The sequence below is a fragment of the Streptomyces qaidamensis genome (assembly GCF_001611795.1).
Taxonomy (GTDB): Bacteria; Actinomycetota; Actinomycetes; order Streptomycetales; family Streptomycetaceae; genus Streptomyces; species Streptomyces qaidamensis.
In genome coordinates this window covers 3,811,364-3,838,277 of sequence record NZ_CP015098.1, presented here as the reverse complement: position 1 = coordinate 3,838,277, position 26,914 = coordinate 3,811,364, and the positions used below count along the sequence as shown (strand labels likewise).

Here is a 26,914-nt window from a genome sequence, read left to right as displayed (position 1 = left end):
GTCCTCACCCGGCCCGCGTCGCCGGCCCGCTCTCCCGTGCGGTCAGGCGCGTGGCCAGGATCTCTCCGACCGCCACCGACAGCGCGCAGACCACTCCCGCCGCGAACACCGCCCAGTGACCCAGGAACGTGCAGCAGATCACCAGCAGGGCCGTCGTCGGCAGCACCAGCTGCTGGGTGATGCCCCGCTTGAAGTGGCGCGAGTGCAGGGCCCACACCGTGAGCAGGTACAGGGCTGTGGGCAGCGTCACGGCAGCCGACGCCGCCAGCGTGGAGATGTGCGCCTTGCCGACCGTCTGCTCCACCGCCACCTCCAGCCCGGCCCCGATCGCCGCCGCCGAGGCGAAGACCAGGTAGTGGCCGTAGCCCCACAGGAACGCCTGACGGTTGGTTCGCAGATGGCCGTGGATGGGCACGACGAAGTAGATCCACCACGCGGCGAAGATGACCAGCAGCCCGCCCGCCGCGATGGGGAGGAGCTCGCCCAGTGCGTCGTTCTCGTCGATGCCGGACTTCACCGCGATCGTGGCCGCCGCGATCGTCTCGCCGAGCACGATGATGGTGAACAGCCCGTACCGCTCCGCGATGTGGCGGGGGTGCCAGGACGTGGAGTAGTCCCTCTCCGCGAAGGGAGGCACGCACATCTCCAGCAGCGCCATCACCAGGAACCACCAGGGCCTGGCCCCCTCGGGCAGGAACAGCAGCCCCAGCCAGCCGACCTGGCACGCCAGCACGCCGCCGGCGTAACGCAGGGCAGTCGTGCGCTCCGGGCCCTCGGCGGCGCGGGCCGCCCGCAGCCACTGCGCCGCCATGGCCACCCGCATGATCGCGTAGCCGAGCCAGACCACGAGGTACTCGTGGTCCTCGAACGCCCGCGAGACCCCCGCCGCGAGGACCAGCACACCGGCGATCTGCACCAGCGTGACGACCCGGTAGAGGGCGTCGTCGTTGTCGTACGCCGAGGCGAACCAGGTGAAGTTCATCCACGCCCACCACAGGGCGAAGAACACCATCGCGTAGTCGAGGATGCCCTGGCCCGCGTGCCCCTCGGCGACGGAGTGCACCAGCTCGATGCCCGCCTGGGCGACGGCCACGACGAAGCACAGGTCGAAGAAGAGCTCCAGCGGCGAGGCCGACCGGTGCGCCTCGTCGCGGCCACGGGCCCGAAGCCTGCGCAGCGCCCCCCTGGTGCCGGGCGGGCGCGAGGGGACAGGCGGGGGAGTGGGGCTGGACGTCATGCGTCCCAGCAGAGCAGAAGGCACGGGGATTTTCTCCGCGACCGTACCCTGGTTGCATGAGTACCGTCCCCGGCCCCGAGCCGCGCGAGCCGAAGCCCGCGCTGGTCTTCGACGACCCGCTCGACCAGCAGTCCTCCGACGACACCGACAGCGGCTGGGGCGAGCGCACCGACTCCGGCGGCAGTGCGGCGGACCTCAAGCGCTTCCTGGACGAGAAGCCGCCCCACCACCTCTGAAGCCGTCGCGCTACTCCCGGTCGTGCCCCGAGCCGCGCTGGGCGACCAGGGCGTCCCGGATCTCCTTCAGGACCTCCAGCTCGGTGACCTCGAGGACCTGATGCGCGCCCTCCTTCGCCTTCCGGCGTGCTTCCTGCCGGGCGAGGTACTTCGCCATGGGCAGGACCATCAGGAAGTAGACGACCGCCGCGGTGATCACGAAGCTCAGGGCGGCGCCGAGGACGGAACCCCACAGGATCTGGATGCCCTGCTCGCCCTCGCAGGTCGAGCTCAGGCACGAGCTGTAGTGGTCGAGGTTCTTGGTCCCGATGGCGCCGACGACCGGGTTGATGATCCCCTTCACCACGGCGTTGACGATGTTGGTGAAGGCGGCACCGATCACCACCGCCACCGCCAGATCGACGACGTTCCCGCGCATCAGGAAGGCCTTGAAGCCCTCCCAGAGACTCGGCTCCTTCTTCTCGCTCACCTGGGGGCCTCTCCTCGTACGAGCAGCTTGTAGAGCCGCTTGTGGAACAAAACGCTCCGCAACCTACGTCACCGTTGGGCCGAACCGGGCAACCAGGTCCCTCGAACGAGGGCCTTGACGAGACCATGCACACAATCACCACAGCGTGACCGCCAGCCGCCCTGTGGCACTCGCGCCGGCCAGCCGGGCGGCGGTGGCCCGCGGCACCGACAGCACGACCAGCGCCCCGCTGTCGCCCGCGCCTTCGACCGGCTCCGGCACCTTCGTCACCCTGGCTCCGCGCGCGACGACCCGGGCGTCGCCGCCCGGCACCGCCCCCTCGGCGGCGATGACGTCGACCCGGTCGCCGGGCCGCAGCAGCCGTACCGTGGCCGCGTCGGCGATCCGGACCGGGGCCGTCACCGACCCCGCGGCGCGGCGCGTGTGCGCGGGATGCCCCCCGGACACCGAGGCCGTCTGCGCGGGAGGCCGAGCCCGGGGATGGCCGCGGGCCCCGTCGGTCTCGCGCGGGCCCGCCGCCACGAGTGCCGTGGCGGTGACCGCGAGCCCCACGGCCACGGCCCGCCGCCGGTGCCGGACGAGCCGGCCGGACCGGTGCCCGCCGCGCACCCGTACCGGATCGAATCGCGGCACCTCACGGGTCGCGGGCACCTCCGCCCCGGGCGGGCACGAGGCGAGCGACCAGGAGGGAGACGAGGACACGACCGAGGAACGAGCGAGGGACACGGAGACCACCACCTGCGACGAGGGACCGGCTTGCGCTCCCCACGATGAGGCCGCTTGCCCCCGCCCGCTCAGGCCTGTGGACCCACCGCCGACGTGTGGACAACTCCCTCACCCGAACGGCAACTTCCGGGATCCCCACAAGGCAAGTCGCCCCCCGGCGACCCCCTGCACAGGCGACCCCTCCACAGGCTGCCCCCTGCACAGGCTGCCCCCTGCACAGGCTGCCCCCTGCACAGGCTGCCCCCTGCACAGGCTGCCCCCTTCACAGGCCGACCCTTGCATAGGCCGCCCCTTGCACAGGCCGACCCCTACACAGCCCGGCCCTCTACGGCAGTACGACCCCCGGATCCATCCCACCCAGCGCACTCACACACAAACAGTCCCGCTCGCCCTCCGCGGGCAGCCCGGCCACCGCGTCGAACAGCACCCCCCGCAGCCGGTCCACATTCGCCGCGAACACCCGCAGCACCTCGTCGTGCGAGACGCCCTCGCCCGTCTCGGCGCCCGCGTCGAGATCGGTGACGAGGGCCAGCGAGGTGTAGCAGAGCTCCAGCTCGCGGGCGAGCGCCGCCTCGGGGTGGCCGGTCATGCCCACCACCGACCAGCCCTGCGCCTGGTGCCACAACGATTCCGCACGGGTCGAGAAGCGCGGCCCCTCGACCACGACCAGCGTGCCGCCGTCCACCGGCTCCCAGTCCCGGCCGCGCGCCGCCTTCAGCGCGACGGCCCGCCCAGCGGGGCAGTAGGGGTCGGCCAGCGACACGTGCACCACGTTCGGTACGGAGCCGTCGGGCAGCGGCTGCCCGTCGAAGTAGCTGCTGGCGCGGGACTTCGTGCGGTCGACCAGCTGGTCCGGCACCAGCAGCGTGCCCGGCCCGTACTCGGGGCGCAGCCCGCCCACGGCGCATGGGGCCAGGACCTGGCGCACGCCGACCGAGCGTAGCGCCCACAGGTTGGCCCGGTAGTTGATCCGGTGCGGCGGCAGGTGGTGGCCCCGTCCGTGCCGGGGCAGGAAGGCGACCCGCCGGCCGGCGACGTCACCGAGGAAGAGGGAGTCGCTGGGCGGCCCGTACGGGGTGTCGACCTGGATCTCGGTCACGTCGTCGAGGAAGGAGTAGAACCCCGAGCCGCCGATGACGCCGATCCCGGCGCCTTCCTGGTCCGCCACGTTCGCCTTGTTCGCCATGCTCGCACCTTAATCGCATGCGGAAACGCCGAGGACCCCGTCGCCCAGAGGGCGACAGGGTTCCGTAAGAATCAGGCCTTACGCGGCGGTGGTGCTGCTGGAGGAGGAGCTGCTGGCGCTCGACGACGTGCTCGAACCGGAGCTCGACGAGCCGGAGTCCGAGGACGACGAGCCGGAAGATCCGCCGCTCGACGACTTCGCCGGGGAGCTGCTCGACGAGGAGCCGCGGCTGTCGTTCCGGTAGAAGCCGGAGCCCTTGAAGACAATGCCGACCGCCGAGAACACCTTCTTCAGGCGGCCCTTGCATGCGGGGCACTCGGTGAGGGCGTCGTCGGTGAACTTCTGCACCGCCTCGAGGCCTTCGCCGCACTCGGTGCACTGGTACTGGTAGGTCGGCACTGTCTTCCTCCTGGCACTCTCACTCGATGAGTGCTAACGACGATCCATAGTGACGTATTCCGGCCGCTCAGTCCACTGCCACCGGCACGCGGTGACCCACGCCACGTGCGACGGTCCGGCCGTTGCCCCGCGCCGCAAGCCGGGAGCGCAGCGCCAGGAGGGTCGCCAGGGCCAGCACCGTGCCGCCCATCGGCACCAGGAAACCGGCGCCCGACCAGAAGCGGTCCTCCAGCTGTCCGGCGGCCGTGACGGCTGCGGCCTGGCCGAGCGCCACCGCTCCGGTCAGCCAGGTGAAGGCCTCGGTGCGGGCACCGGCCGGGACCAGGCTGTCGACCAGCGTGTAGCCGGTGATCAGGGCGGGCGCGATGCACATGCCGACGAGCAGACCGAGGCCGGCGAGGACCGGCACGGAGTGGGCGGCCCACAGGCCGGACGCGGCCAGGGCGAGCGCCGCGTAGCCGATGACCAGGCGCCGCTGCGGGGCCACCTTCCAGGCGATCGCGCCGCAGACCACGCCGGAGAGCATGTTGCCCGCGGCGAAGACGCCGTAGAGGACGCCGTTCAGGCCCGGTTCGCCGATCGACTCGGTGAACGCGGCCAGGGAGACCTGCATGCCGCCGAAGACCGTGCCGATGCCCAGGAAGGTCACGATCAGCACGCGCACCCCGGGGACGCGCAGCGCCGAAGCGTGCTCCACGCGCGCGTGCCCGCCGGTGGCGACCGAGGGCTGCGTGCCCTTCTGCGCGGCGAACAGCAGGCCCCCGATCAGGGTCAGTGAGGCCTCCGTGACGAGTCCGGCGGCCGGGTCGACGGCCGTGCACAGGGCGGTGGCCAGCAGCGGTCCGACCACGAAGGTCAGCTCGTCGGTGACGGACTCGAAGGCCGCCGCGGTGGTCATCAGGGGCGAGTCCTTGAGCTTCACGCCCCAGCGGGCCCGCACCATCGGGCCGACCTGTGGCACCGAGGCACCGGTCGGGACGGCCGCCGCGAACACCGCCCACAGGGGCGCGTCCAGCAGCGCGAGCGCGGTCAGTGTCAGACCGGACAGCGCGTGCAGCAGCACTCCGGGGACCAGCACGGCGCGCTGCCCGTAGCGGTCGGCGAGACGGCCGCTGTAGGGCGCGAACAGGGCCATGGAGACACCGGTGACGGCAGCGACGGCGCCCGCCGCCCCGTACGAGCCGGTGGTGTGCTGCACCAGCAGCACGATGGAGATGGTAAGCATCGCGAATGGCTGGCGTGCCGCGAAGCCGGGGAGCAGGAACGTCCAGGCGCCGCGGGTGCGCAGCAGCCGGCCGTATCCCGGGCGGGCGGAAGCCGTCGGGTTCTCCGACGTCTTCGAGGTGACCGTGGACGCCACGGCCCGTGCCTTTCTGCCGCCTGGTAGCGCGGCCCCGTAGCGGGCGGCGCCGAGAGCTGTCCTCTTGCGCGGAACTGCGGTAGATGCCGGGGCCCGGTGAGGAGGGGTGTCCCGACCGCCATACGGTCGCGCCAGCTCTGCGTCAGGCAGAGTTGGTTCGATCTTGGGTAACGCCTTCATCGTACAGGGATCAAGGGGGTGTGTGCCTGTGAAAGTGAGCACCATGACCCCGCACGCCCTGCAAATTCCAAACCGGGCAAAACGGCCTCAACGGGTGGCCCCGTCCGTACCCAGCCAGCCGGCCAGCTTGCCGCCGCGCCCCACGGCCCGCAGCCGGCCCTCGGCCGCGTCCCGGACGGGGTCCGTGGCGACCACGAGGAGCTCGTCGCCGCGCTGCAATATCGTCGTCGGCAGCGGGACGAACGATTCGCCGCCGCGCACGATGAGCGTCACGGCCGCGCCGTGCGGCAGCCGCAGCTCGGCCACCTCCACGCCGTGCATCTTCGATTCGCCGGGGATCGCCACGGACAGCAGATGGCCGCGCAGCCGCTCCAGCGGGGCGGACTCGATGCCGAGGTCGGCGGCCTCCGAGCCGTCCCCCAGGTGCAGCTTGCGGCCCAGCCAGGGCAGCGTCGGGCCCTGGACCAGGGTGTAGACGACGACCAGCACGAAGACGATGTTGAAGATCCGGCGGCTGGCGTCGACGCCCTCCACCATGGGGATGGTCGCCAGGATGATGGGCACGGCTCCGCGCAGCCCCGCCCAGGACATCAGGGCCTGCTCCTGCCACGGCACCCGGAACGGCGACAGGCACAGGATCACGCTCAGCGGCCGCGCCACCATGGTCAGCACCAGCCCGATCACGAGGGCGGGCACGATGGTGTCGCCCAGCTCGTGCGGGGTGACCAGCAGGCCGAGCAGGACGAACATGCCGATCTGGGCCATCCAGCCGAGGCCGTCGGCGAAGCCGCGGGTGGCCGGCCAGTGCGGCAGCCGGGCGTTGCCCATCACCATCGCGGCGAGGTACACCGCGAGGAAGCCGCTGCCGTGGGCCAGCGCGCCCGCCGCGTACGCCACCACGGCGATCGCCATGACGGCGATCGGGTAGAGGCCGGAGGCGGGCAGCGCCACGTGCCTGAGCCCCAGGGAGCCCAGCCAGCCCACCGCGAGCCCGATGGCCGCGCCGATGGCCAGCTCCAGCAGGATCACGCCCAGCAGCACGTACCACTGCTCGACCGGGCCCGCCGTGGACAGGGACACCACGAGGATGACCACCGGGGCGTCGTTGAAGCCGGACTCCGCCTCCAGCGTGCCCGTCACGCGCGCGGGCAGGGGGATCTTGCGCAGCACGGAGAACACGGCCGCCGCGTCGGTCGAGGAGACGACCGCCCCGATGATCAGCGCCTGCCGCCACTCCAGCCCGATCAGATAGTGCGCGGCCGACGCCGTGACCCCGACGCTCACCGCGACACCGGCCAGCGCCAGCACGGAGGCCGATGGCAGGACCGGCTTGATCTCCTTCCACTTCGTGCCCAGACCGCCCTCGGCCAGGATCACGACCAGGGCCGCGTATCCGATGACCTGGGTCAGTTCGGCGTTGTCGAAGTGGATGTCGCCCACGCCGTCCTGGCCCATGGCGACGCCGATCCCCAGGTACACGAGCAGGCTGGGGAGCCCGCTGCGCGAGGAGATCCGTACCGCTGCGACGGCGACGAGCAGGACGAGCGAGCAGACGAGCAGGAGCTGGTTGAGGTGGTGAACAGTCAGCGGCCGAATCCTTCCCTGGCCCGCACACACGCGCGCGTGGGCTCACGTACATCGCACATGAAGCTGTGGCGCACCGCGCCAACTACTTCGTTACCTTACCTAACTCTTGACGATTTCTTGACACTTCTTGAGGCAAGATCGAACATCCGTCCGTGCCGGTTCCCGACTCCGCGTCAAGGGGCGCAAGGCCCTGCGCCTATCGTTGCTCCAGCGCTCAGTTAAAAGCACAGCCGAACCTGCCGCTCGCGTTAGGACAGCAAGGACAGCGATGCCCCCCAACACCACCGCCTCCACGGGTCAGCAGCCCGGCAAGTCCGGCAGGAGAAAGGGGCGCAAAGCCCGACTTTTCGTGCTCGTCCTGGTGCTGTCCCTCATCGGGGGCGTGGCCTACGGGTCGTACTGGTCCATCAGTACCGTCCGGGCCTCCTTCCCCCAGACCAAGGGCACCCTCACACTGAAGGGCCTGTCGGGCCCCGTCGAGGTCAAGCGCGACAATTACGGCATCCCCCAGATCTACGCCTCCTCCGACGCGGACCTGTTCATGGCACAGGGCTACGTCCAGGCGCAGGACCGGTTCTACGAGATGGACGTCCGCCGCCACATGGCCTCCGGGCGCCTGTCGGAGATGTTCGGCAAGAGCCAGGTCGACAACGACGAGTTCCTGCGCACCCTCGGCTGGGACCGGGTCGCCAAGCAGGAGTACGACACCAAGCTGTCGGCCGCCACGAAGAAGTACCTCCAGGCCTACGCCGAGGGAGTCAACTCCTACCTCCAGGGCAAGGACGGCGAGGACATCTCCCTGGAGTACGCGGCGCTGGGCTTCACCAACGACTACAAGCCGCAGAAGTGGACCCCGGTCGACTCGATCTCCTGGCTGAAGGCGATGGCCTGGGACCTGCGCGGCAACATGCAGGACGAGATCGACCGCGCCCTGCTCACCAGCCGCCTCGGCCCGAAGCAGATCGCCGACCTGTACCCGCAGTACCCGTACAGCCGGAACAAGGCGATCGTCCAGGAGGGCCAGTACGACGAGCTGACGGGGGCGTTCGAGCAGGGCGGCACGAACGGCACGTCCGGCACGAGCGGTACATCCGGCACGAACGGCGCCGGCGGCACCGCGGGAGCCGGTGCCGGAACCGCAGGCACCCAGGGCACCGCCTCGGGCACGTCCGGCGCGAGCGGCACCGCCTCCGGCGCCTCGGGCACCGCGGGCCTGGACAGCCAGCTCGGCGGTCTCACCAACGTCCTGGACGACCTCCCGCCGGCCGTCGGCGTGAACGGCGACGGCATCGGCTCCAACTCCTGGGTCGTCGGCGGGGAGCACACCATCACCGGCAAGCCGCTGCTGGCCAACGACCCGCACCTGTCGCCCTCCCTGCCGTCCGTCTGGTACCAGATGGGCCTGCACTGCCGCAGCGTCTCCAGCACGTGCCAGTACGACGTCAGCGGCTACACCTTCGCCGGCATGCCGGGCGTGATAATCGGCCACAACCAGAACATCTCCTGGGGCATGACCAACTCCGGCGCCGACGTCACGGACCTCTACCTGGAGAAGATCACCGGCAACGGCTACCTGTACGACGGCAAGGTCAAGCCCTTCGAGACCCGCGAGGAGACCATCAAGGTCGCCGGCGGCTCGCCGAAGAAGATCGTCGTCCGCGAGACCAACAACGGGCCCCTGCTGTCCGACCGCGACGAGGAGCTCGTGAAGGTCGGCAGGAAGGCCACCGTCGACACCGCCGCACCCGACAGAGGGGACGGCTACGGCGTCGCGCTGCGCTGGACCGCCCTGCAGCCCGGCACCACCATGGACGCCGTCTTCGCCATGAACAAGGCGAAGAACTGGACCGACTTCCGCAAGGCCGCCGCGCAGTTCGAGGTGCCCTCGCAGAACCTGATCTACGCCGACACCGAGAACAACATCGGCTACACGCTGCCGGGGAAGATCCCGCTGCGCGAGAAGGGTGACGACGGCTCCGTCCCGGCGCCCGGCTGGGACCCGAAGTACCGCTGGACCGGCTACATCCCGCAGGACGCGCTGCCCTACGAGTACAACCCGGACCGCGGCTACATCGTCACCGCCAACCAGGCCGTGATCGACCCGGACAAGTACCCCTACACGCTCACCGCGGACTGGGGCTACGGCGCGCGCAGCCAGCGGATCACCGACCTGATCCAGTCGAAGATCAAGGACGGCGGCAAGATCTCCACGGACGACATGCGCCAGATGCAGCTGGACAACAGCAGCGAGATCGCGCGGCTGCTGGTGCCCACGCTGCTGAAGCTCGACCCCGGGAACAAGGACGTCCGTGAGGCGCAGAAGCTCCTGGAGGGCTGGGACTACACCCAGGACGCCGACTCCGCGGCGGCGGCCTACTTCAACGCGGTGTGGCGCAACATCCTCAAGCTCGCCTTCGGCAACAAGCTGCCCAAGGAACTGCGTCCCAAGGGCCAGTGCCTGTGGGTCGAGCCGGTCAACACCACCGGCCCCGCCGACGAGGCCGAGAAGGTCCGCGAGTGCGGCCAGCGCAACCCCGACAAGGCACAGCCCGACGGCGGCGACCGCTGGTTCGAGGTGGTCCGGGGGCTCATGAACCAGCCGGACAGCGACTGGTGGAAGACGCCCAAGGTGAGGAACATCCGCCCGGGCGCCGTCAACCGCGACCAGCTGTTCGAGCGGGCCATGATCGACGCCCGCTGGGAGCTGACCGCCAAGCTCGGCAAGGACATCGACTCCTGGAGCTGGGGCCGGCTGCACCGTCTGTTCCTGAAGAACCAGACCCTCGGCACCGCGGGCCCCGCTTTCGTCCGGTACGCCCTCAACCGAGGCCCCTGGGAGCTCGGCGGCGGCGAGGGCACCGTCAACGCGACCGGCTGGAACGCGGCCGGCGGCTACGGGGTGGTGTGGGTGCCGTCCATGCGGATGGTGGTGAACCTCGGCGACCTCGACAAGTCGAAGTGGATCAACCTCACCGGCGCCTCCGGGCACGCCTACAGCGCGCACTACGTCGACCAGACCGACAAGTGGGCCGAGGGCGAACTGCTGCCGTGGTCCTTCTCGGACCAGGCGGTCGAGAAGAGCACGGCCGACAAGCTGGTGCTCAGACCGTGAGCCGGTGAACGAAGGGCCCTCCACGCGCGCGTGGAGGGCCCTTCGGCGTTCAGGACGCCGGCCGGAACCGACGCACCCCCGCCGGTGTCACCACCGCGTCCACCGGCCGGTCGTGGGGCTCGGCGGGGACGCGCCCGACGACCTCGGAGTCGTACAGCAGCACCACCAGGGCGGGATGCGCCCCCGCCCGCTCCAGTCGCGCCAGGACCCGGTCGTAGGAGCCGCCGCCCCGGCCGAGCCGCATCCCGCGCGCGTCCACCGCGAGGCCGGGCAGCAGCACGGCGTCCGCGGTGGTCACGGCGCCGGGTCCGAGACGCTCGCCCGCGGGTTCGAAGAGGGCCATCCTGCCGCCGTGTTGCACGCGCGCCAGGGAGCCCTCGCCCTCGTACGCGCCCCAGTCCAGGTCGTTGTCGGGCAGCAGGGCCGGCAGCAGCACGCGCACGCCCCGGGCGTGCAGCGCGTCCAGGAGCGCGAGCGTCCCCGGCTCGCTCCCCACCGAGACGTACGCGGCCACCGTCCCGGCCCGCGCCAACTCGGGCAGCTCCAGCGCCCGCCCGGCCAGCTCGGCCGACGTTTCCCGCAGGTCATCCGCCGTCAACCTGTTCCTCACCGCGAGAATCTCGCGCCGCAAACTCCGCTTGTCAGGCTCGCCCGGACGTGCGATAGGCCTCAATGGTTGCTCCCGTACCGTCGCAATACGCTCATATGAGCGCCTATGAACCGGAGCCGCAGATTCCATGCAAAGGCACCGGATAAGGTGGCCGACATGACTCAGTTGCACCCTCGGATCAGCAAGGCTGTCATTCCCGCAGCAGGCCTCGGCACCCGGTTCCTGCCGGCCACCAAAGCCACTCCCAAGGAGATGCTGCCGGTCGTGGACAAGCCCGCGATCCAGTACGTGGTCGAGGAGGCCGTCGCCGCGGGTCTCGACGACGTCCTCATGGTGACGGGCCGCAACAAGCGCCCCCTGGAGGACCACTTCGACCGCAACTACGAGCTGGAGTCGGCCCTCCAGAAGAAGGGCGACGCCGGCCGTCTCGCCAAGGTGCAGGAGTCCAGCGACCTCGCGACCATGCACTACGTCCGCCAGGGCGACCCCAAGGGCCTCGGCCACGCCGTCCTGTGCGCCGCCCCGCACGTGGGTGACGAGCCCTTCGCCGTCCTCCTCGGCGACGACCTGATCGACCCCCGCGACCCGCTGCTGCAGCGCATGGTCGAGGTCCAGGAGCAGCGCGGCGGCAGCGTCATCGCGCTCATGGAGGTCGCCCCCGAGCAGATCCACCTCTACGGCTGCGCGGCCGTGGAGACCACCGAGGACAGCGACGTCGTCCGGATCAGCGGCCTCGTCGAGAAGCCCGACCCGGCCGACGCCCCGTCCAACTACGCCATCATCGGCCGCTACGTCCTCGACCCGCACATCTTCGACATACTGCGCCGGACGGAGCCGGGCCGCGGCGGCGAGATCCAGCTCACCGACGCCCTCCAGCAGCTCGCCGAGGACGAGAAGATCGGCGGCCCGGTGCACGGCGTCGTCTTCAAGGGCCGCCGCTATGACACCGGCGACCGCGGTGACTACCTGCGTGCCATTGTCCGACTCGCATGCGAACGTGAAGACCTGGGCCCGGACTTCCGGACCTGGCTTCGCAGTTACGTAGCCGAGGAGATGTAGCACGTTGAGCAGCGCCGCGCCCCACGTCACCGGCCAGGACCACGTAGGCCCCGACCACCTGTGGTCGGTGGACGAGCACCTGGAGGACATCCTCGCCACCGTCCGCCCCCTGGAACCCATCGAGCTGCACCTGCTCGACGCCCAGGGCTGCGTCCTCATCGAGGACATCACGGTGCCGGTGTCCCTGCCGCCCTTCGACAACAGCTCGATGGACGGCTACGCGGTACGGGTCGCGGACGTCGCGGGCGCGAGCGAGGAGTTCCCGGCGGCCCTGGAGGTCGTCGGGGACGTCGCCGCGGGCCAGGCCGAACTGCTCCACGTGGGTCCCGGCCAGGCCGCCCGCATCATGACCGGCGCCCCGCTGCCGCCCGGCGCCGAGACGGTCGTGCCCGTCGAGTGGACCGACGGCGGGCTCGGCGAGGGCCCGGTGCGCGGCATGCGCGCGCGCAGCCTCGGCCCCGAGGGCGCCACCGGGCACGTGCACGTGTACCGCTCTGCCGAGGCACGCGCGCACGTGCGCGCCAAGGGCAGCGACGTGAAGGCCGGCGACCGCGCCCTGGAGGCCGGGACCGTCCTCGGCCCGCCCCAGATCTCCCTGCTCGCGGCGATCGGCCGCGGCACCGTCCGGGTCCGCCCGCGCCCGCGCGTGGTGGTGCTCTCCACCGGCAGCGAACTCGTCCCGCCGGGCACGGAACTGGGCACCGGTCAGATCTACGACTCCAACAGCTTCGCCCTCACCGCCGCCGCCCGCGACGCCGGCGCCATCGCCTACCGCGTGGGCGCCGTCGCCGACGACGCCGAGACCCTGCGCTCCACCATCGAGGACCAGCTGGTCCGCGCCGACCTGATGGTCACCACGGGCGGCGTGAGCGTCGGCGCGTACGACGTGGTCAAGGAAGCCCTGTCCCACGTCGGCGACGAGGACGAGGCCGGCAGCGGCATCGACTTCCGCAAGCTCGCCATGCAGCCCGGCAAGCCCCAGGGCTTCGGCTCGATCGGCCCCGACCACACCCCGCTGCTGGCCCTGCCCGGCAACCCGGTGTCGTCGTACGTCTCCTTCGAACTCTTCGTCCGCCCCGCGATCCGCACCCTCATGGGCCTCCAGGACGTCCACCGTCCCACGACCCGGGCGACCCTGGCCGCGGACAAGGCGCTGACCTCCCCGAAGGGCCGCCGCCAGTTCCTGCGTGCCACCTACGCCGACGGCAAGGTCACCCCGGTCGGCGGCGCCGGATCCCACCTGGTCGCCGCCCTCGCCCACGCGGACGCCCTGATCGCCGTCCCCGAGGACACCGAGTCCGTCGAGCCGGGCACCGAGGTCGAGGTGGTCCTGCTCGGCCGATAGCCGCTGGTTGGGGGTACCGTGTCGCGCACAACAGGCCCATGCGCCGCATCGCGACGGGCCCGGACCGGGAGCGCCACACAGCATGAGCACGCAGGACCCACCCCCGCAGGACGGCCCCACGCAGGACCGGCTGACGCACATCGACGCGGCGGGCGCCGCCCGCATGGTCGACGTGTCTCAGAAGGACGTGACCGCGCGCACCGCCCGCGCCAGCGGACGTGTCCTCGTCTCGCCCCGCGTGATCGAGCTGCTGCGCGGCGAGGGCGTCCCCAAGGGCGACGCCCTCGCGACCGCGCGGATCGCCGGGATCATGGGCGCCAAACGCACCCCTGATCTGATCCCGCTCTGTCACCCGTTGTCGGTCTCCGGTGTGAAACTGGACCTGTCGGTCGCGGACGACGCCGTGGAGATCCTGGCCACCGTGAAGACGACGGACCGCACGGGAGTCGAGATGGAGGCCCTCACCGCGGTCTCCGTCGCCGCGCTCACCGTGATCGACATGGTCAAGGCGGTCGACAAGGGAGCGGTCATCACGGACGTACGGGTGGAGGAGAAGACGGGCGGCAAGTCGGGCGACTGGAGCCGGGCATGACACTGGACGCTTCGATCGGCGGGGCGCTCCGCGCGCCGTACGCCGCTCTCGTCATCACGGCCTCGAACAGGGCCGCCGCCGGGATCTACGAGGACAAGGGCGGCCCGATGGTCTCCGACGGCCTGAAGCGCTTCGGCTTCGAGGTCGACGGCCCCCAGGTCGTCCCCGACGGCGACCCGGTCGAGGCCGCCCTGCGCGCCGGTGTCGACGCCGGCTACGACGTCATCGTCACCACCGGCGGCACGGGCATCTCGCCCACCGACCGCACCCCCGAGGCGACCCGCCGCGTGATCGACCACGAGGTGCCGGGCATCGCCGAGGCCATCCGGGCGTTCGGCCGCGAGAAGGTGCCGACCGCGGCCCTCTCCCGGGGCCTGGCCGGAGTGGCGGGCGGCACCCTGATCGTCAACCTGCCCGGCTCCAGCGGCGGCGTGAAGGACGGCCTCGCCGTCCTGGAGCCGCTGCTCGTCCACGCCGTCGAGCAGCTCCGGGGCGGCGACCACCCCAGACCCGGCAGCGGGGGTGCGAGCTGAACAGCCCATCCTGGCCCGTGGAGCTGGTGGACGGCGACATCGTCCTCAGGCCGATAAAGCTGCGCGACCAGCGGGCATGGCGCGAGGTCAACCGGCGCAACCGCGACTGGCTGCGCCCCTGGGAGGCGACGATCCCGCCGCCCACGCCCGGCGGGCCGATGACGCACCGCCCGACCTTCCGCCAGATGGTCCGCCATCTGCGGTCGGAGGCGAACGCGGGCCGGATGCTGCCCTTCGTCATCGAGTACCAGGGGCGGCTGGTGGGGCAGTTGACGGTCGCCGGGATCACCTGGGGCTCGATGTGCTCGGGCCACGTCGGTTACTGGGTGGACGAGGCGGTGGCCGGCCGCGGCGTGATGCCGACGGCGGTGGCGCTCGTCACCGACCACTGTTTCCGCACCGTCGGACTGCACCGCATCGAGGTCTGCATTCGCCCCGAGAACGGGCCCAGCCGCCGGGTCGTGCAGAAACTCGGATTCCGCGAGGAGGGTCTGCGGCCGCGTTATCTCCACATCGACGGGGCCTGGCGCGACCATCTCGTGTTCGCCCTCACCGCGGAAGAGGTGCCGGACGGGTTGCTGAGGCGCTGGCAGCGGGCACGATCGCAGAGTAATCCGGGAATGCGGCACCACCCCGGAAATTGAATAAGTGTTCGAAATTGATCGACCGGTGACCATCTCAGGCCAAGGAATTCCGGGCCTGGGCGGTCTGCTGATCGCATCGATCACAAGAAAAGTTCGAAATATCAGCCAGATCGTGCGACACACCGGCTCAATTGGCAGATGGCCTCACGCAAACCCCTCTACGGTGTGAGGCGTGAGCAGCAGCGGCCTCATCTACGCAGTCATTGTCGGGGCCTGGGCCGCCTACTTGGTGCCGATGTGGCTCCGTAGGCAGGACGAGCTGAACGAGGCCCGTCCGACGGAACGCTTCAGCACCGCCATCCGGCTGCTGTCCGGACGGGCGGGGATGGAGCGCCGGTACGCCAAGGACCTGCGGGCGCGCTCCACCGACGAGGGGGAGCAGGACGCCGACGACCTGGACGCCGTCACCGACTCGGTGGACGTCCGGGCCTTCGCCGTGTCCAAGACCCGTCCCCAGACCCAGGCACCCGTACCCTCGCCCGGCCCCGAACAGCCGGCCCGCCCGGCCCCCGAATCCCCGGCCCGCCAGTCGCCCGCACCGCACGCGGCGACGTCCGGACGCCCCCGGGAACGGGTCCCCGCCGCCCGGCGCAGCGCCTCGGCGCAGGCGAACCAGGCGGCCGCGGCACGAGCCCGGCGCTCGAAGGTGCTCGCGCGCCGCCGGCGCACCACCACCATGCTGTTCCTCGCCTTCACCCTCGGCGCGATCGTCGCCGCGGTCGGAGGGCTCGCCTTCCTGTGGGCGCCCGGCGTGCCCGCGGTCATGCTCAGCGTCTACATCGCGTACCTGCGCTCCCAGGAGCGCCGCCGCTTCGCCTACCAGATGGACCGCCGCATGGCCGAGGTCGCGGCGCAGCGCCTGCGGGAGCGGCAGCGCCAGCCCCGCCGGCGCACCCTCGCCGACGAGGAGAGCGACGAACCGGAGGAGGGACCCGAGCCGGTGACCGACCCCGGCCTGTCGGCCCTCGCCGCGGACCGGCGCGCCCTCGTCGAGCAGACCGACCACGCGGAGTGGGTCGACCAGCAGCGCGAGCGGCAGCGGCGGCCCGGGCAGGGCGGCGACAGCTGGGAGCCGGTACCGGTGCCCCTGCCGACGTACGTGACCGCCCCGGTCGCCCCGCGGGCCACCAGTGACGTGGATCTCGGCGCCCCCGACACCTGGAGCTCGGCCCGGTCGAGCACGGTCGCCCCGAACGCGGACAACGACTCCGGCGCAGACCACCCGGGCGAGCCGGACCACTCCGCCCAGGACGCGGGCGACGGCGACGGCGACGGCCGCTCCGACGCCCGGAGGGCGGCCTCCGCACGGCGTGCCCGGGAGCGCGGGCGCACACCCCTGTTCGACCAGTACGAGGACGGGGATCGGCCTCGTGCCGCCAACGAGTAGGCCGCGAAGCCGCAGGTGACCGCCCCTGGGGAACGGATTTCCAAGCAGGCCGATCGGGGTGCTAAAGTTTCACTCGTTGCAAGGGCCTGTGGCGCAGTCCGGTAGCGCACCTCGTTCGCATCGAGGGGGCCAGGGGTTCAAATCCCCTCAGGTCCACGCAGCTCAGAGCCCCGGTCGGGAAACCGACCGGGGCTCTGACGTGTGTTCAGCGCCACAACGTTGCCCAAGCTTGGCCGGGCCATGGATCTCCTTCGCGATCTCACCGTGGACACGGGGGCGTCCAGCCGATGCGCTCACCGCGGAGGTGCCGTGGCACACCTCGTCCCCGTCGCCCTCGCCGCCGTCCTCGCGGGCGGGGTGGACCTGTTCCCGGTCCGGGCGGCGTGGCTGCACTGGACCGGCTCCGACCGGGCGCCCGACATCATGTACGGGTACTCGTGGAACCCGTCGGCCGTACGCGGGCACGAGCGCGGCATCGTCACCCTGGCCGCCTCGGCGGTCTGCCTCAAGGCCGGTGTCGCCACCGCGGCCGCTGCCGAAGGCGTCGCGGGGATCGCACCGGTGCATGTCGGTGCGATCTTCATCCTTGGCTCGCTCCCTTGGACGGCGCTGCATCTGACGATCGCCTGGTTCAACTGGCCGAAGGCGCTGGTGCCGCCGCACCGGCGGGGCGAGAGCGGCTCGGTGACCGAGTGGTGGCGGCAGCGCGCGGCGCGTGACAAGGGCCGTGGCCCGGACGGTCGCTGAGCCCTCGTCAGCCGTGTGATCAGAGTCGCTTCGCGAAGCAGCGACTCGAGTCGTAGAGGCGGTAGTAGCCGAACTTGGCGCACGGCTCGTAGCCGCTGGATGTGTACAGGGCTATGGCCTCCGGCTGCTTGGTGCCGGTCTCCAGGACCATGCGGACGCGGCCGGCCGCGCGGGCGTCCTCCTCCAGGGCGGCCAGGATGCGCCGGGCCAGGCCCCGGCCGCGCATGCCGTCGACCACGTACATGCGCTTCAGCTCGGCGTCGCCGTCGAGGTTGCCCTCGTCGTTGGTGTCCTGGGCGCGCCAGCCGCCCGAGGCGACGGGGGTGCCGTGCTCGTCGTACGCGATCAGGTAGGTGCCGTTGGGCGGGTCGAAGTCCGTGGCGGCCATGGGCGTGGCGTCGCCGTCGTCGCCGTAGCGGACCGCGTACTCGGCCTGGACCTGGTCGTTCAGCTTCATGGCGTCGGGGTGGTCGAAGGAGACCCGGCGTATGTGCATGGCCGCTACGGTATTCGATCCGGAACTGGACCTCGTCCAGCGTGCCGGTATCGTGCCCTGGTGCTCACTGTGACCTCCGACAACGGGTCCTGCCGATGGGGTCGCCTGTGATGTCGAGGAGAGTGTTTTGCTGACAGTGACCTCTGTGAATGTGAACGGTCTGCGTGCCGCCGCGAAGAAGGGCTTCGTGGAGTGGCTCGCGGACACCGAGGCCGATGTGCTGTGCCTGCAGGAGGTGCGCGCCGAGCCGGAGCAGCTGCCCGGGTCCGTCCGCGCGCCGGAGGGGTGGCATGTCGTGCACGCGCCGGCCGCCGCCAAGGGGCGGGCCGGGGTGTCCCTCTACAGCCGCCGCGAGCCCGACCGGGTCCAGGTCGGGTTCGGCTCGGAAGAGTTCGACGGCAGCGGGCGGTACGTGGAGACCGACCTGCCGGGGGTCACCGTCGCGTCCCTCTACCTGCCCTCCGGCGAGGTCGGCACCGAGCGGCAGGACGAGAAGGAACGCTTCATGGGCGAGTTCCTCGCCTATCTGAAGGGGCTGCGGGAGCGTGCCGCCGCCGAGGGGCGTGAGGTGCTCGTCTGCGGCGACTGGAACATCGCCCACGAGCAGGCCGACCTGAAGAACTGGCGCGGCAACCAGAAGAACTCCGGGTTCCTCCCCGAGGAGCGGGAGTGGCTGACCCGGGTCCTCACTGCCGAGGACGGCGGCTACGTCGACGTGGTCCGCGCGCTCCACCCGGACACCGAGGGTCCGTACTCGTGGTGGTCGTACCGGGGGCGGGCTTTCGAGAACGATTCAGGTTGGAGGATCGACCTCCACGTGGCCACCCCCGGGCTCGCCGGGCGGGCGGTAAAGGGGTTCGTGGAGCGGGCGGCCAGCCACGACGAACGGTGGTCGGATCATGCTCCGGTGACGGTCGTCTTCGATATGTGACATGGGGGGGCGGCATCTGGCCCCCCCCACGTGTCGCAGGGCGGATCAAGTACGCGACCCGATGGTGAAGGTCAGGCGTGAGGTATCGGGTCCGGCCGGTCGCTCCGGTCCGCCGCCCGACCGTCCCTTGGCGACTGTGACGCCAACTCCGTCTCCGAGGAGCCGCCCCCGAGTCATCTCGCCTCGACCGGGTGAATCTCTCCGCATGGCTGGACGGTTGGGCGGGATCCTCATCGACTGCTAGTCCTGTCCGCGCATCCTGCGGTCCAGCGCCAGTGACAGTTCCGCCTCCACCACGCTGCGGGCCAGTGGACGCAGGCGGGGCAGGTCCTCCGGGGAGGCGTGGCGGAGGACCAGGGTGGTGAAGAGTTCGGCGAGGGCGTCCGCGTGGGTGCGGACCTGTTGGGCCGCGCCGAGGACCTCCGCGAGGGGGATGCCCTCGTGGACCAGGGCCGAGGAGACGTCCAGGAGGCGGCGGCTGACGTGGACGATCTCCCCGCCGTCGGTGCCGAGGTAGCCGAGTTCCATCGCGGCGGCGAGGTTCTCCGGGGTGGCCTCGCCGGCGAAGTGGTCGGCCAGTTCCTCGGGGGTGAGGTGGACCGGCTCCTCCTCGGTGGGGCCGCCGACGCCGAGCAGGTCGCCGACGTCGCGGCCGTGGTCGAAGGCCTCCGCCAGTTCGGCGATGCCGCTGAGGGTGTGGCCACGCTCCAGCAGGGCCGTGATCGTGCGCAGCCGGGCCAGGTGCTGGTCGTCGTACCAGGCGATGCGGCCCTCGCGGCGGGGTGGCGGGATCAGTTTGCGTTCGCGGTAGAAGCGCAGGGTGCGCACCGTGATCCCGGCGAGGCGGGCCAGCTCTTCCATGCGGTATTCACGCTTCTCGGCCACCTGGGCACCTTAAGGCGTACCAGGGGTAACTTTCCTCGTCCCGCCCCCTACCCATCAGTACGCCGCTGCCCTACGCTCCCATTGCGCCAGTGTTCACTGGCATGGTTCTCCTGGTGTGTGGAGGTGTCGGCATGGGCGAGCGCGAACACGAGCATGTGCGGGTCGCGGTGATCGGGTCCGGGTTCGGCGGGCTGGGGGCCGCCGTGCGGCTGCGCCGCGAGGGCGTCACCGACTTCGTCGTCCTGGAGCGGGCGAGCAGTGTCGGCGGCACCTGGCGGGACAACAGCTACCCGGGATGCCGGTGTGACGTGCCCTCCCATCTGTACTCGTTCTCCTTCGCGCCCAACCCCGACTGGCCGCGCGCCTTCTCGGGGCAGGAGCACATCCGCGCCTACCTGGAGCACGTGACGGACGTGTTCCGGCTGCGCCCGCACATCCGCTTCGACTCGGAGGTGAAGCGGATGAGCTGGAACGCCGAACGGCTGTGCTGGGACATCGAGACCAGCAGCGGGAGCCTGTCGGCGGACATGGTCGTGTCGGCGACCGGGCCGCTGTCGGACCCCAAGATCCCGGACGTCCCGGGTCTGGACTCCTTCCCGGGCAAGGTCTTCCACTCGGCCCGCTGGGACCACGACTGCGACCTGCGCGGCAAGCGCGTCGCCATGGTGGGGACCGGGGCCTCGGCCGCCCAGATCGTGCCCGCCATCCAGCCCGAGGTCTCACGCCTGACCCTGTTCCAGCGCACGCCGCCCTGGGTCATGCCCCGCGTCGACCGGAACATCAGCGGTGCCGAGCGGTGGCTGCACCGGCAGCTGCCCTTCACCTCGCAGCTCAGGCGCGGACTGCTGTGGGGTATCCGGGAGTTGCAGGTCCAGGCGTTCACCAAGCATCCGAAGCAGCTCGGCCTGGTCGAGGAGCTGGCGCGGCGCAACATGGCCCGTTCCGTCAAGGACCCGGTGCTGCGGGCGAAACTGACCCCGGACTACCGCATCGGCTGCAAGCGGATCCTGCTGTCCAGCGACTACTACCCCGCGCTCGCGCAGCCCAACGTGGACGTGGTCGCGAGCGGGCTCGCCGAGGTCCGCGGGTCCACCCTGGTCGCCGCCGACGGCAGCGAGGCCGAGGTGGACGCGATCGTCTTCGGTACCGGCTTCCACGTCACCGACATGCCCATCGCCGAGCGGGTCGTGGGCGCCGACGGGCGGACCCTCGCCGAGACCTGGAAGGGCGGCATGGAGGCGCTGCGCGGCGCCTCCGCGGCCGGCTTCCCCAACTGGATGACGATCATCGGGCCCAACACCGGCCTCGGGAACTCCTCGATGATCCTGATGATCGAGTCCCAGCTGAACTACCTGGCCGACTACGTCCGTCAACTCGACGTGCTCGGTGGCCGGGTGGCCCTCGACGCCCGCCCGGACGCCGTGCGCTCCTGGAACCACCGGGTGCAGGAGCGTATGAAGCGCACCGTGTGGAACACCGGCGGCTGCACCAGTTGGTACCTCGACGCGAGCGGCCGCAACACCACCATCTGGCCCGGCACGACCGGCGAGTTCCGGCGGGCCACGCGGGGTGTCGACCTCGCGGAGTACGACGTCCTGCGGGCTCCCGCGGCGAGGAAGGCCACCGCGCAGGAGAAGGCCGGGGTGGAAGCGTGAGCCGCCTCCTGCACGTCGACTCCGGCCCCTACGCCCCGCCCGCCCCGGCGCGCGAACTGACCGCCGTCTCCGCCGACGGCGCCCGGCTGCACGTCGAGGTCCACGGGCCCGAGGGCGCCCCCGCCGTCGTCCTCGCCCACGGCTGGACGTGCTCCACCGCCTTCTGGGCCGCGCAGATCCGCGACCTGGCCGCCGACCACCGGGTCATCGCCTACGACCAGCGCGGCCACGGGCGCAGCCCCGCGAGCCCGGCGTGCAGCGCGGACGCGCTCGCCGACGATCTGGAGGCCGTCCTCGAAGCCGCCCTCGCGCCCGGCGAACAGGCCGTGGTCGCAGGGCACTCCATGGGCGGGATGACCATCATGGCGGCCTCCAAGAAGGCCGCCTTCCGGGCGCACGCCGCCGCCGTCCTGCTGTGCAGCACGGGCAGTTCGCAGCTGGTCGCGGCCTCCACCGTCGTCCCGCTGCGGGCGGGGCGGGTGCGGACCTGGCTGACCCGGCGGATCCTCGGCACCCGCGCCCCGCTCGGGCCGGTCACGCCGCTGGCCCGCCGGATCCTCAAGTACGGCACCATGGGGCCCGCTTCGGCCCCGCACATGATCGAGGCGTGTGCCCGGATCGTCCACGCCTGCCCCCGCGAGGTCCGTCACGCCTGGTCGCAGGTGCTGGATCTGCTGGACCTCGACCACGGCGTGCGCGAACTGGACGTGCCCACGGCCGTGATCGTCGGGACGGCGGACCGGCTGACGCCGCCGGTGCAGGCCCGGGCCCTGGCCGCCGCGCTGCCGCACTGCACCGGCATCGTCGAACTGCCCGGCATCGGTCACATGACGCCCGTCGAGGCGCCCGAGCTGGTCAACGGCACCATCCGGGACCTCGTCCGCACACACATCCAGGTCGTATCCGAGGAGAGCGCATGAGCAGGGTGAGCCTTGAGGGCAAGGTCGCCGTGGTGACCGGGGCGGCCCGCGGCGTCGGGGAGTTGCTGGCCCGCAAGCTGTCCGCGCGCGGGGTGAAGGTGGCACTCGTCGGCCTGGAGCCGGACGCGCTCAAGCAGGTCTCCGGGCGGCTGCACGGCGACAGCGACCACTGGCACGCCGACGTCACCGACCACGAGGCGATGGCCCGGGTCGCGGGCGAGGTCGAGGAACGCTTCGGGAGGGTCGACATCGTCGTCGCCAACGCCGGTGTCGCGACCGGTGGGCCCTTCGTCGATTCCGACCCGGAGTCCTGGCGGCGGGTGATCGAGGTCAACCTGATCGGCTCGGCGGTGACCGGCCGCGCCTTCCTGCCGCCGCTGCTTCAGAGCCGGGGGTATCTGCTGCAGATCGCGTCCCTCGCCGCGATCACCCCGGCGCCGATGATGACCGCGTACTGCGCGTCCAAGTCGGGTGTGGAGGCGTACGCGCACAGCCTGCGGGCCGAGGTCGGGCACCGGGGTGTGAAGGTGGGCGTCGGGTATCTGTCGTGGACCGACACCGACATGGTGCGCGGGGCCGATCAGGACGACGTCATGCGGGAGTTGAGGCAGCGGCTGCCCTGGCCGTCGAACAAGACGTATCCGCTGGGGCCGGCCGTGGACCGGCTGGTGGAGGGGATCGAGCGCAGGTCGAGCCATGTGTACGGGCAGTGGTGGCTGCGCGGGATGCAGGGCGTGCGCGGCTACCTGCCCGCGGTCATCGGGACGGTGGGCCAGCGCGAGATGCGGCGGTTCGCGGACCGGCTGACGGGCATGCGCACGGGCCTGGTCGGGGCCGGTGGTGCGGCCGATGAGCAGCAGCGGACTACGCTCCGTGAGTGATCGACATGCGCAGCGTCACGGCCCGTGTGAATCTGATCGAGCCAGATCCCCTCACCCCCAACGGGAGTGAACCCACATGGGTATGAAGGACCAGTTCCAGGAGAAGTCCGAGCAGTGGCAGAACCAGGCTCGCCAGAAGGCGGAGCAGGCCCGTGAGCAGGTGCCGGGCCGCAACCGCCGGCGCGACGAGGACATGGACCCCTCGCAGCCGCAGCGCGACCGTGAGCGCACGGAGCCGCAGCGCGACCGTGAGCGCGAGCAGGAGGACCGCTTCGACCAGGACTTCGACGCCTGACGTTGCGTGCTGAGCGGACTGGGGCGTCCCCGTGCGGGGCGCCCCTTTCCCGTGTACGAGCCAGGGCGTTCACGTCCTGGGCGGCAGCTTCGGACGGGAGCGGTCCGGGACGTCGCCGTAGGTCGGCGGCATCGCCGGCGGGTTGCTCTCCAGCAGTCCGAGCGCCAGCTCCACCGCGTCGGTCAGCTGGGCGTGCCGTCCCTCGGCCCAGTCCAGCGGGGTGCGCAGGACGTCGATGTCGGGGGAGACGCCCTTGTTCTCCACCGACCAGCCGTAGGCGTCGAACCAGGCCGCGTTCATCGGCACCGTGATCACCGTGCCGTCGCCCAGCTCGTGGCGGCCGGTCATGCCGACCACCCCGCCCCAGGTGCGCTGCCCCACGACCGGGCCGAGTTTCAGCAGCTTGAACGCGGCGGTGATCATGTCGCCGTCGGAGGAGGTCGCCTCGTCGGCCAGGGCCACCACCGGGCCGCGCGGAGCGTTCGCGGTGTACGACACCGGCTGGGCGTCGCGGGTCAGGTCCCAGCCCAGGATGGTCCGGCTCAGCGTCTCGATGACGAGCTCGCTGATGTGACCGCCGGCGTTGCCGCGCACGTCCACGATCAGGGCCGGGCGGGACACCTCCATGCGCAGGTCACGGTTGAACTGTGCCCAGCCCGAGCCGCCCAGGTCGGGGATGTGCAGGTAGCCGCAGCGCCCGCCGCTCAACTCGCGCACCACGGAACGGCGTTTGGTCACCCAGTCCTGGTAGCGCAGCGGCCGCTCGTCGACGAGCGGGACGACGGCGACCCGCCGGGAGGGGCCCGTGCCCTCCGCCGGGTCGAAGGTCAGCTCCACCGTCGTACCGCCCGCGCCGGCCAGCAGCGGGTAGGGGCCCGCGTCCGGATCCACCGGGCGGCCGTCCACATGGGTGAGGACCGCGCCCTCCCGGATGCCCGAACCGGCCAGCGGGGAGCGGGCCTTGGAGTCGGAGGAGTCTCCGGGCAGGATCCGTTTCACGGCCCAGCCGCCGTTCCTGCGGACGAAGTTGGCGCCCAGCAGGCCTTGCCGGCGCTGGTAGTGCGGGGGGCCCTCGTTGCGCCGGGCGGCGGTGACGTAGGCGTGGGACGTGCCCAGTTCGCCGAGGACCTCGCGGAGCAGGTCGGCGAACTCGTCGGGGGAGGCGACCCGTTCGACCAGCGGGCGGTACTGGTCGAGCACCCCGTCCCAGTCGATGCCGCACATGCCCGGGTCCCAGAAGTGGGCCCGGATCAGCCGCCCGGCCTCCTCGTACGACTGCCGCCACTCCGCCGCCGGGTCGACCGTGTGCAGGATGCGGCGCGCGTCGATCCACACGGTGGAGTCGCTGTCGCCCTGCTCGACCGCCGGGACCGCGCGCAGCTCGCCCTCGTCGACGATGACCAGCCGGCTGCCGTCGCCGCTGACGGCGAACCAGTCGAGGTGCTGGGCGAGTTCGGTCTTCCTGGCCTTGGTGATGCCGAAGTGCTCCAGGGTCGGCCGGCCGGTGGTGTCGTCGGGGTTGGCGAACGTCTCGCCGAGGGCGCCCGAGATCGGCCAGCGCAGCCAGACCAGCCCGCCGCCCGCCACCGGGTGCAGCGCGGAGTACTTGGAGGCGGCAACCGGGAACGGCGTGACGCGGCTTTCCAGCCCCTCGACCTCGACGGTCACGGCCCCGTTGTCGCCGTTGTCGTCGTCCTCCACCGGGTCCAGGCCCCCGGCGGCCGGGCGGCCCTCCGGGTTCACCGCGAACGGGGACGGCGTCGCGGAGGACAGCGGCACGAGGTAGGGGCGGCAGCCCAGCGGGAAGGACAGGTCGCCGGTGTGCACGTCGTAGACGGGGTCGAAGCCGCGCCAGGACAGGAAGGCGAGGTAGCGGCCGTCGCGGGTGAAGACCGGGTTCTCGTCCTCGAAGCGGCCGTTGGTCACGTCGACGATCAGCCGGTCGGCGAGCCGGGCCATCTTGATCTGCCGCAGGGTCCGCCCGATGCCCGGGTGGGACCAGGTCAGCCACGCCCCGTCCGGGGAGAACGCGAGGTCGCGCACGGGCCCGTTGACCGACCGGATCAGCTCGGTGACCTCGCCGTCGGAGTCCTCCGTGACGTCGACGAGGAGGAGCCGGCCGTCGTGTGAGGCGACCGCCAGCCGCTCGCCGTCGGGGTCGGAGACCAGTTCGCGTACCCGGCCCAGTGCGGCCGGGGCAGGCCGCCGGGGTGCCCGTTCGCCGCTCGCCCGGGGCAGGGAGGCGATCTCGATCGCGTCCTCGCCCTCCGCGTCCGTCACGTACGCCACGCGCCCGCTCGCGCCGAGCATCTCGGGCAGCCGCACCCGGACGCCGGGGATGTCGGTGAGGGTGCGGGCGGGGCCGTCCCGGTGGGTGAGCCAGTAGAGGCTGCCGCGTACCACGACGGCACTGGCCCGCCCGGTCTCGTCGACGGAGAGCCCGTCGACGTGCCGGGACGCCGCCACCTGGTAGGGGCGCCGCCCCGCCCGCGGCCCGCTGAGGCGTACGTCCAGCCGCCGCGGTCCGGAGTCCGGGGACAGGTCGTCGACGATCCACAGGTCGCCCGCGCACTGGTAGACGACCCGGGTGCCGTCGCTCGCGGCGTGCCGGGCGTAGAAGGCGTCGTGGTCGGAGTGCCGGCGCAGGTCCGAGCCGTCGTGGGCGATGGAGTAGAGGTTGCCGACGCCCTCGTGGTCGGAGAGGAACGCGATGCGGCCGCCGACGAACATCGGGGAGTGCAGATGGCCGCCGAGGCCTTCGAGCAGCCGTTCGCCGTGCAGCCAGAGCCGGCCGGTGGCCCCGCCGCGGTAGCGCTTCCAGGAGGCCGGTTCGTGCGGCGGGGTGCCGGTGAGGAGCAGGGATTTGCGCTCCCCGTCCACGTCGGCGACCTGGATGTCCGCGACCGGTCCCCAGGGCAGCTTGCGGCCCGGGTCGCCGGCGGGGGAGATCTTGTAGGCCCAGGTGAAGAAGGAGAAGGGCTCGCCGTGCGAGGCCACGGCCAGGATCTCGCCCTCCGGGGTCCAGCCGCAGACCCGGGTGTCGGCGCTGCCCCAGTGGCTCACCTGGCGGCCCGGGCCGCCGTCCACCGGGACGACGTGGACCTCGGGCACCAGGCTGCGCCAGCTCGTGCAGGCGAGCCGGCGGCCGTCGGGCGAGAAGCGGGGGTGGCCCAGCTTGGTGCGGTCGACGGTGAGCCGCCAGGCCCGGCCGGGGGCGTCGAGCGGGGCGAGCCAGAGGTCGTCCTCGGCCACGAAGCACAGCAGATCGTCATGGAGGTGCGGCAGACGCAGATAGGTCACGTCCTCATGCTTGGCCGGGGGGCGGACCAGGGCAACTCAAGGCAAGAGCCCGCTCGTGACCCAGTACACGTACGAAACGGTTTCGTTTCTATGAGGGGTGCGCTACCTTCGTGACGTACGAAACCGTGTCGTTCGGAGTCAG

General features: G+C 71.6%; 25 protein-coding genes and 1 tRNA gene. 15 read left to right on the top strand and 11 right to left on the bottom strand.

What is annotated here, in order from left to right; all coding sequences use genetic code 11:
* Positions 1 to 4 precede the first annotated feature (4 nt).
* Complete coding sequence (locus A4E84_RS16795) at positions 5 to 1,237, bottom strand: low temperature requirement protein A (RefSeq protein ID WP_062927369.1); 1,233 nt, start codon at positions 1,235 to 1,237, stop codon at positions 5 to 7.
* 56 nt (positions 1,238 to 1,293) lie between these two features.
* On the opposite strand from A4E84_RS16795, the gene A4E84_RS16790 reads away from it, so the two are divergent.
* Positions 1,294 to 1,473: a hypothetical protein gene (locus A4E84_RS16790; RefSeq protein ID WP_062927368.1), complete on the top strand. Its 180-nt coding sequence runs from the start codon at positions 1,294 to 1,296 to the stop codon at positions 1,471 to 1,473.
* Positions 1,474 to 1,483: 10 nt separating this feature from the next.
* Here the strand turns inward: A4E84_RS16790 and mscL are convergent, their stop codons facing one another.
* The 6 genes from mscL to A4E84_RS16765 all read right to left on the bottom strand — a co-directional run bounded on the left by mscL (position 1,484) and on the right by A4E84_RS16765 (position 7,410).
* Positions 1,484 to 1,942 carry a large conductance mechanosensitive channel protein MscL gene (gene mscL / locus A4E84_RS16785; RefSeq protein WP_079128994.1) on the bottom strand — a complete coding sequence of 153 codons (459 nt, stop codon included), beginning with the start codon at positions 1,940 to 1,942 and terminating at the stop codon, positions 1,484 to 1,486.
* A gap of 135 nt (positions 1,943 to 2,077) precedes the next feature.
* A complete protein-coding gene (locus A4E84_RS16780) occupies positions 2,078 to 2,593 on the bottom strand; it encodes a hypothetical protein (RefSeq protein WP_062931475.1) in 516 nt (171 codons plus the stop codon).
* 400 nt (positions 2,594 to 2,993) lie between these two features.
* On the bottom strand, positions 2,994 to 3,854 hold the full coding sequence (locus A4E84_RS16775) for an S-methyl-5'-thioadenosine phosphorylase (protein WP_062927367.1): 861 nt from the start codon (positions 3,852 to 3,854) through the stop codon (positions 2,994 to 2,996).
* Between the two features lie 78 nt (positions 3,855 to 3,932).
* Entirely contained in the window at positions 3,933 to 4,253 is a 321-nt protein-coding gene (locus tag A4E84_RS40780; RefSeq protein WP_079128993.1) for an FmdB family zinc ribbon protein, read from the bottom strand.
* Positions 4,254 to 4,320: 67 nt separating this feature from the next.
* A complete protein-coding gene (locus A4E84_RS16770; RefSeq protein WP_062927366.1) occupies positions 4,321 to 5,613 on the bottom strand; it encodes an MFS transporter in 1,293 nt (430 codons plus the stop codon).
* A gap of 267 nt (positions 5,614 to 5,880) precedes the next feature.
* The gene (locus tag A4E84_RS16765; protein ID WP_062927365.1) at positions 5,881 to 7,410 is read right to left on the bottom strand and encodes a potassium/proton antiporter; all 1,530 of its coding nucleotides are present in this window, start codon (positions 7,408 to 7,410) and stop codon (positions 5,881 to 5,883) included.
* A gap of 238 nt (positions 7,411 to 7,648) precedes the next feature.
* Here A4E84_RS16765 and A4E84_RS16760 point away from each other — a divergent pair, with 238 nt between their 5' ends.
* Positions 7,649 to 10,492, top strand: a complete 2,844-nt coding sequence (locus A4E84_RS16760) for a penicillin acylase family protein (protein ID WP_062927364.1) — start codon at positions 7,649 to 7,651, stop codon at positions 10,490 to 10,492.
* A 49-nt stretch (positions 10,493 to 10,541) separates the two neighbouring features.
* Here the strand turns inward: A4E84_RS16760 and A4E84_RS16755 are convergent, their stop codons facing one another.
* Complete coding sequence (locus A4E84_RS16755; RefSeq protein WP_062927363.1) at positions 10,542 to 11,090, bottom strand: 5-formyltetrahydrofolate cyclo-ligase; 549 nt, start codon at positions 11,088 to 11,090, stop codon at positions 10,542 to 10,544.
* Between the two features lie 168 nt (positions 11,091 to 11,258).
* Between A4E84_RS16755 and galU the strand changes: the two genes are divergently transcribed.
* The 8 genes from galU (at position 11,259) to A4E84_RS16715 (ending at position 17,409) form a co-directional block, all read left to right on the top strand.
* A complete protein-coding gene (galU, locus tag A4E84_RS16750; protein WP_062927362.1) occupies positions 11,259 to 12,161 on the top strand; it encodes a UTP--glucose-1-phosphate uridylyltransferase GalU in 903 nt (300 codons plus the stop codon).
* A 4-nt stretch (positions 12,162 to 12,165) separates the two neighbouring features.
* Positions 12,166 to 13,506, top strand: a complete 1,341-nt coding sequence (gene glp / locus A4E84_RS16745; RefSeq protein ID WP_062927361.1) for a molybdotransferase-like divisome protein Glp — start codon at positions 12,166 to 12,168, stop codon at positions 13,504 to 13,506.
* 82 nt (positions 13,507 to 13,588) lie between these two features.
* The gene (gene moaC / locus A4E84_RS16740; RefSeq protein ID WP_062927360.1) at positions 13,589 to 14,098 is read left to right on the top strand and encodes a cyclic pyranopterin monophosphate synthase MoaC; all 510 of its coding nucleotides are present in this window, start codon (positions 13,589 to 13,591) and stop codon (positions 14,096 to 14,098) included.
* Positions 14,095 to 14,631 (top strand): MogA/MoaB family molybdenum cofactor biosynthesis protein, encoded by a 537-nt coding sequence (locus tag A4E84_RS16735; RefSeq protein ID WP_062927359.1) that lies wholly within the window; start codon positions 14,095 to 14,097, stop codon positions 14,629 to 14,631. Before moaC ends, A4E84_RS16735 begins: the two co-directional genes overlap by 4 nt.
* Before the next feature lie 17 nt (positions 14,632 to 14,648).
* The gene (locus A4E84_RS16730) at positions 14,649 to 15,275 is read left to right on the top strand and encodes a GNAT family N-acetyltransferase (RefSeq protein ID WP_062927358.1); all 627 of its coding nucleotides are present in this window, start codon (positions 14,649 to 14,651) and stop codon (positions 15,273 to 15,275) included.
* 172 nt (positions 15,276 to 15,447) lie between these two features.
* Entirely contained in the window at positions 15,448 to 16,662 is a 1,215-nt protein-coding gene (gene sepX / locus A4E84_RS16725) for a divisome protein SepX/GlpR (protein WP_062927357.1), read from the top strand.
* Positions 16,663 to 16,744: 82 nt separating this feature from the next.
* Positions 16,745 to 16,818, top strand: a tRNA-Ala gene (locus A4E84_RS16720).
* A gap of 153 nt (positions 16,819 to 16,971) precedes the next feature.
* Positions 16,972 to 17,409 carry a hypothetical protein gene (locus A4E84_RS16715; protein WP_062927356.1) on the top strand — a complete coding sequence of 146 codons (438 nt, stop codon included), beginning with the start codon at positions 16,972 to 16,974 and terminating at the stop codon, positions 17,407 to 17,409.
* A gap of 19 nt (positions 17,410 to 17,428) precedes the next feature.
* Here A4E84_RS16715 and A4E84_RS16710 read toward each other — a convergent pair whose 3' ends face one another.
* The gene (locus A4E84_RS16710) at positions 17,429 to 17,905 is read right to left on the bottom strand and encodes a GNAT family N-acetyltransferase (RefSeq protein ID WP_062927355.1); all 477 of its coding nucleotides are present in this window, start codon (positions 17,903 to 17,905) and stop codon (positions 17,429 to 17,431) included.
* Between the two features lie 127 nt (positions 17,906 to 18,032).
* Here A4E84_RS16710 and A4E84_RS16705 point away from each other — a divergent pair, with 127 nt between their 5' ends.
* The gene (locus tag A4E84_RS16705) at positions 18,033 to 18,836 is read left to right on the top strand and encodes an exodeoxyribonuclease III (RefSeq protein WP_079128990.1); all 804 of its coding nucleotides are present in this window, start codon (positions 18,033 to 18,035) and stop codon (positions 18,834 to 18,836) included.
* Between the two features lie 240 nt (positions 18,837 to 19,076).
* On the opposite strand, the gene A4E84_RS16700 is transcribed toward A4E84_RS16705, so the two are convergent.
* The gene (locus A4E84_RS16700) at positions 19,077 to 19,721 is read right to left on the bottom strand and encodes a MerR family transcriptional regulator (RefSeq protein WP_062927353.1); all 645 of its coding nucleotides are present in this window, start codon (positions 19,719 to 19,721) and stop codon (positions 19,077 to 19,079) included.
* 131 nt (positions 19,722 to 19,852) lie between these two features.
* Between A4E84_RS16700 and A4E84_RS16695 the strand changes: the two genes are divergently transcribed.
* The 4 genes from A4E84_RS16695 to A4E84_RS16680 all read left to right on the top strand — a co-directional run bounded on the left by A4E84_RS16695 (position 19,853) and on the right by A4E84_RS16680 (position 23,472).
* Positions 19,853 to 21,376, top strand: a complete 1,524-nt coding sequence (locus A4E84_RS16695) for a flavin-containing monooxygenase (RefSeq protein WP_062927352.1) — start codon at positions 19,853 to 19,855, stop codon at positions 21,374 to 21,376.
* Positions 21,373 to 22,296, top strand: coding sequence for an alpha/beta fold hydrolase (locus A4E84_RS16690; protein WP_062927351.1), 924 nt, complete (start codon positions 21,373 to 21,375; stop codon positions 22,294 to 22,296). Before A4E84_RS16695 ends, A4E84_RS16690 begins: the two co-directional genes overlap by 4 nt.
* A complete protein-coding gene (locus A4E84_RS16685; protein WP_062927350.1) occupies positions 22,293 to 23,177 on the top strand; it encodes an SDR family oxidoreductase in 885 nt (294 codons plus the stop codon). The genes A4E84_RS16690 and A4E84_RS16685 overlap by 4 nt, the downstream gene beginning before the upstream one ends.
* 76 nt (positions 23,178 to 23,253) lie before the next feature.
* Positions 23,254 to 23,472: a hypothetical protein gene (locus A4E84_RS16680; RefSeq protein ID WP_031138724.1), complete on the top strand. Its 219-nt coding sequence runs from the start codon at positions 23,254 to 23,256 to the stop codon at positions 23,470 to 23,472.
* 69 nt (positions 23,473 to 23,541) lie between these two features.
* On the opposite strand, the gene A4E84_RS16675 is transcribed toward A4E84_RS16680, so the two are convergent.
* Entirely contained in the window at positions 23,542 to 26,772 is a 3,231-nt protein-coding gene (locus tag A4E84_RS16675; protein WP_062927349.1) for a S41 family peptidase, read from the bottom strand.
* Positions 26,773 to 26,914 lie beyond the last annotated feature (142 nt).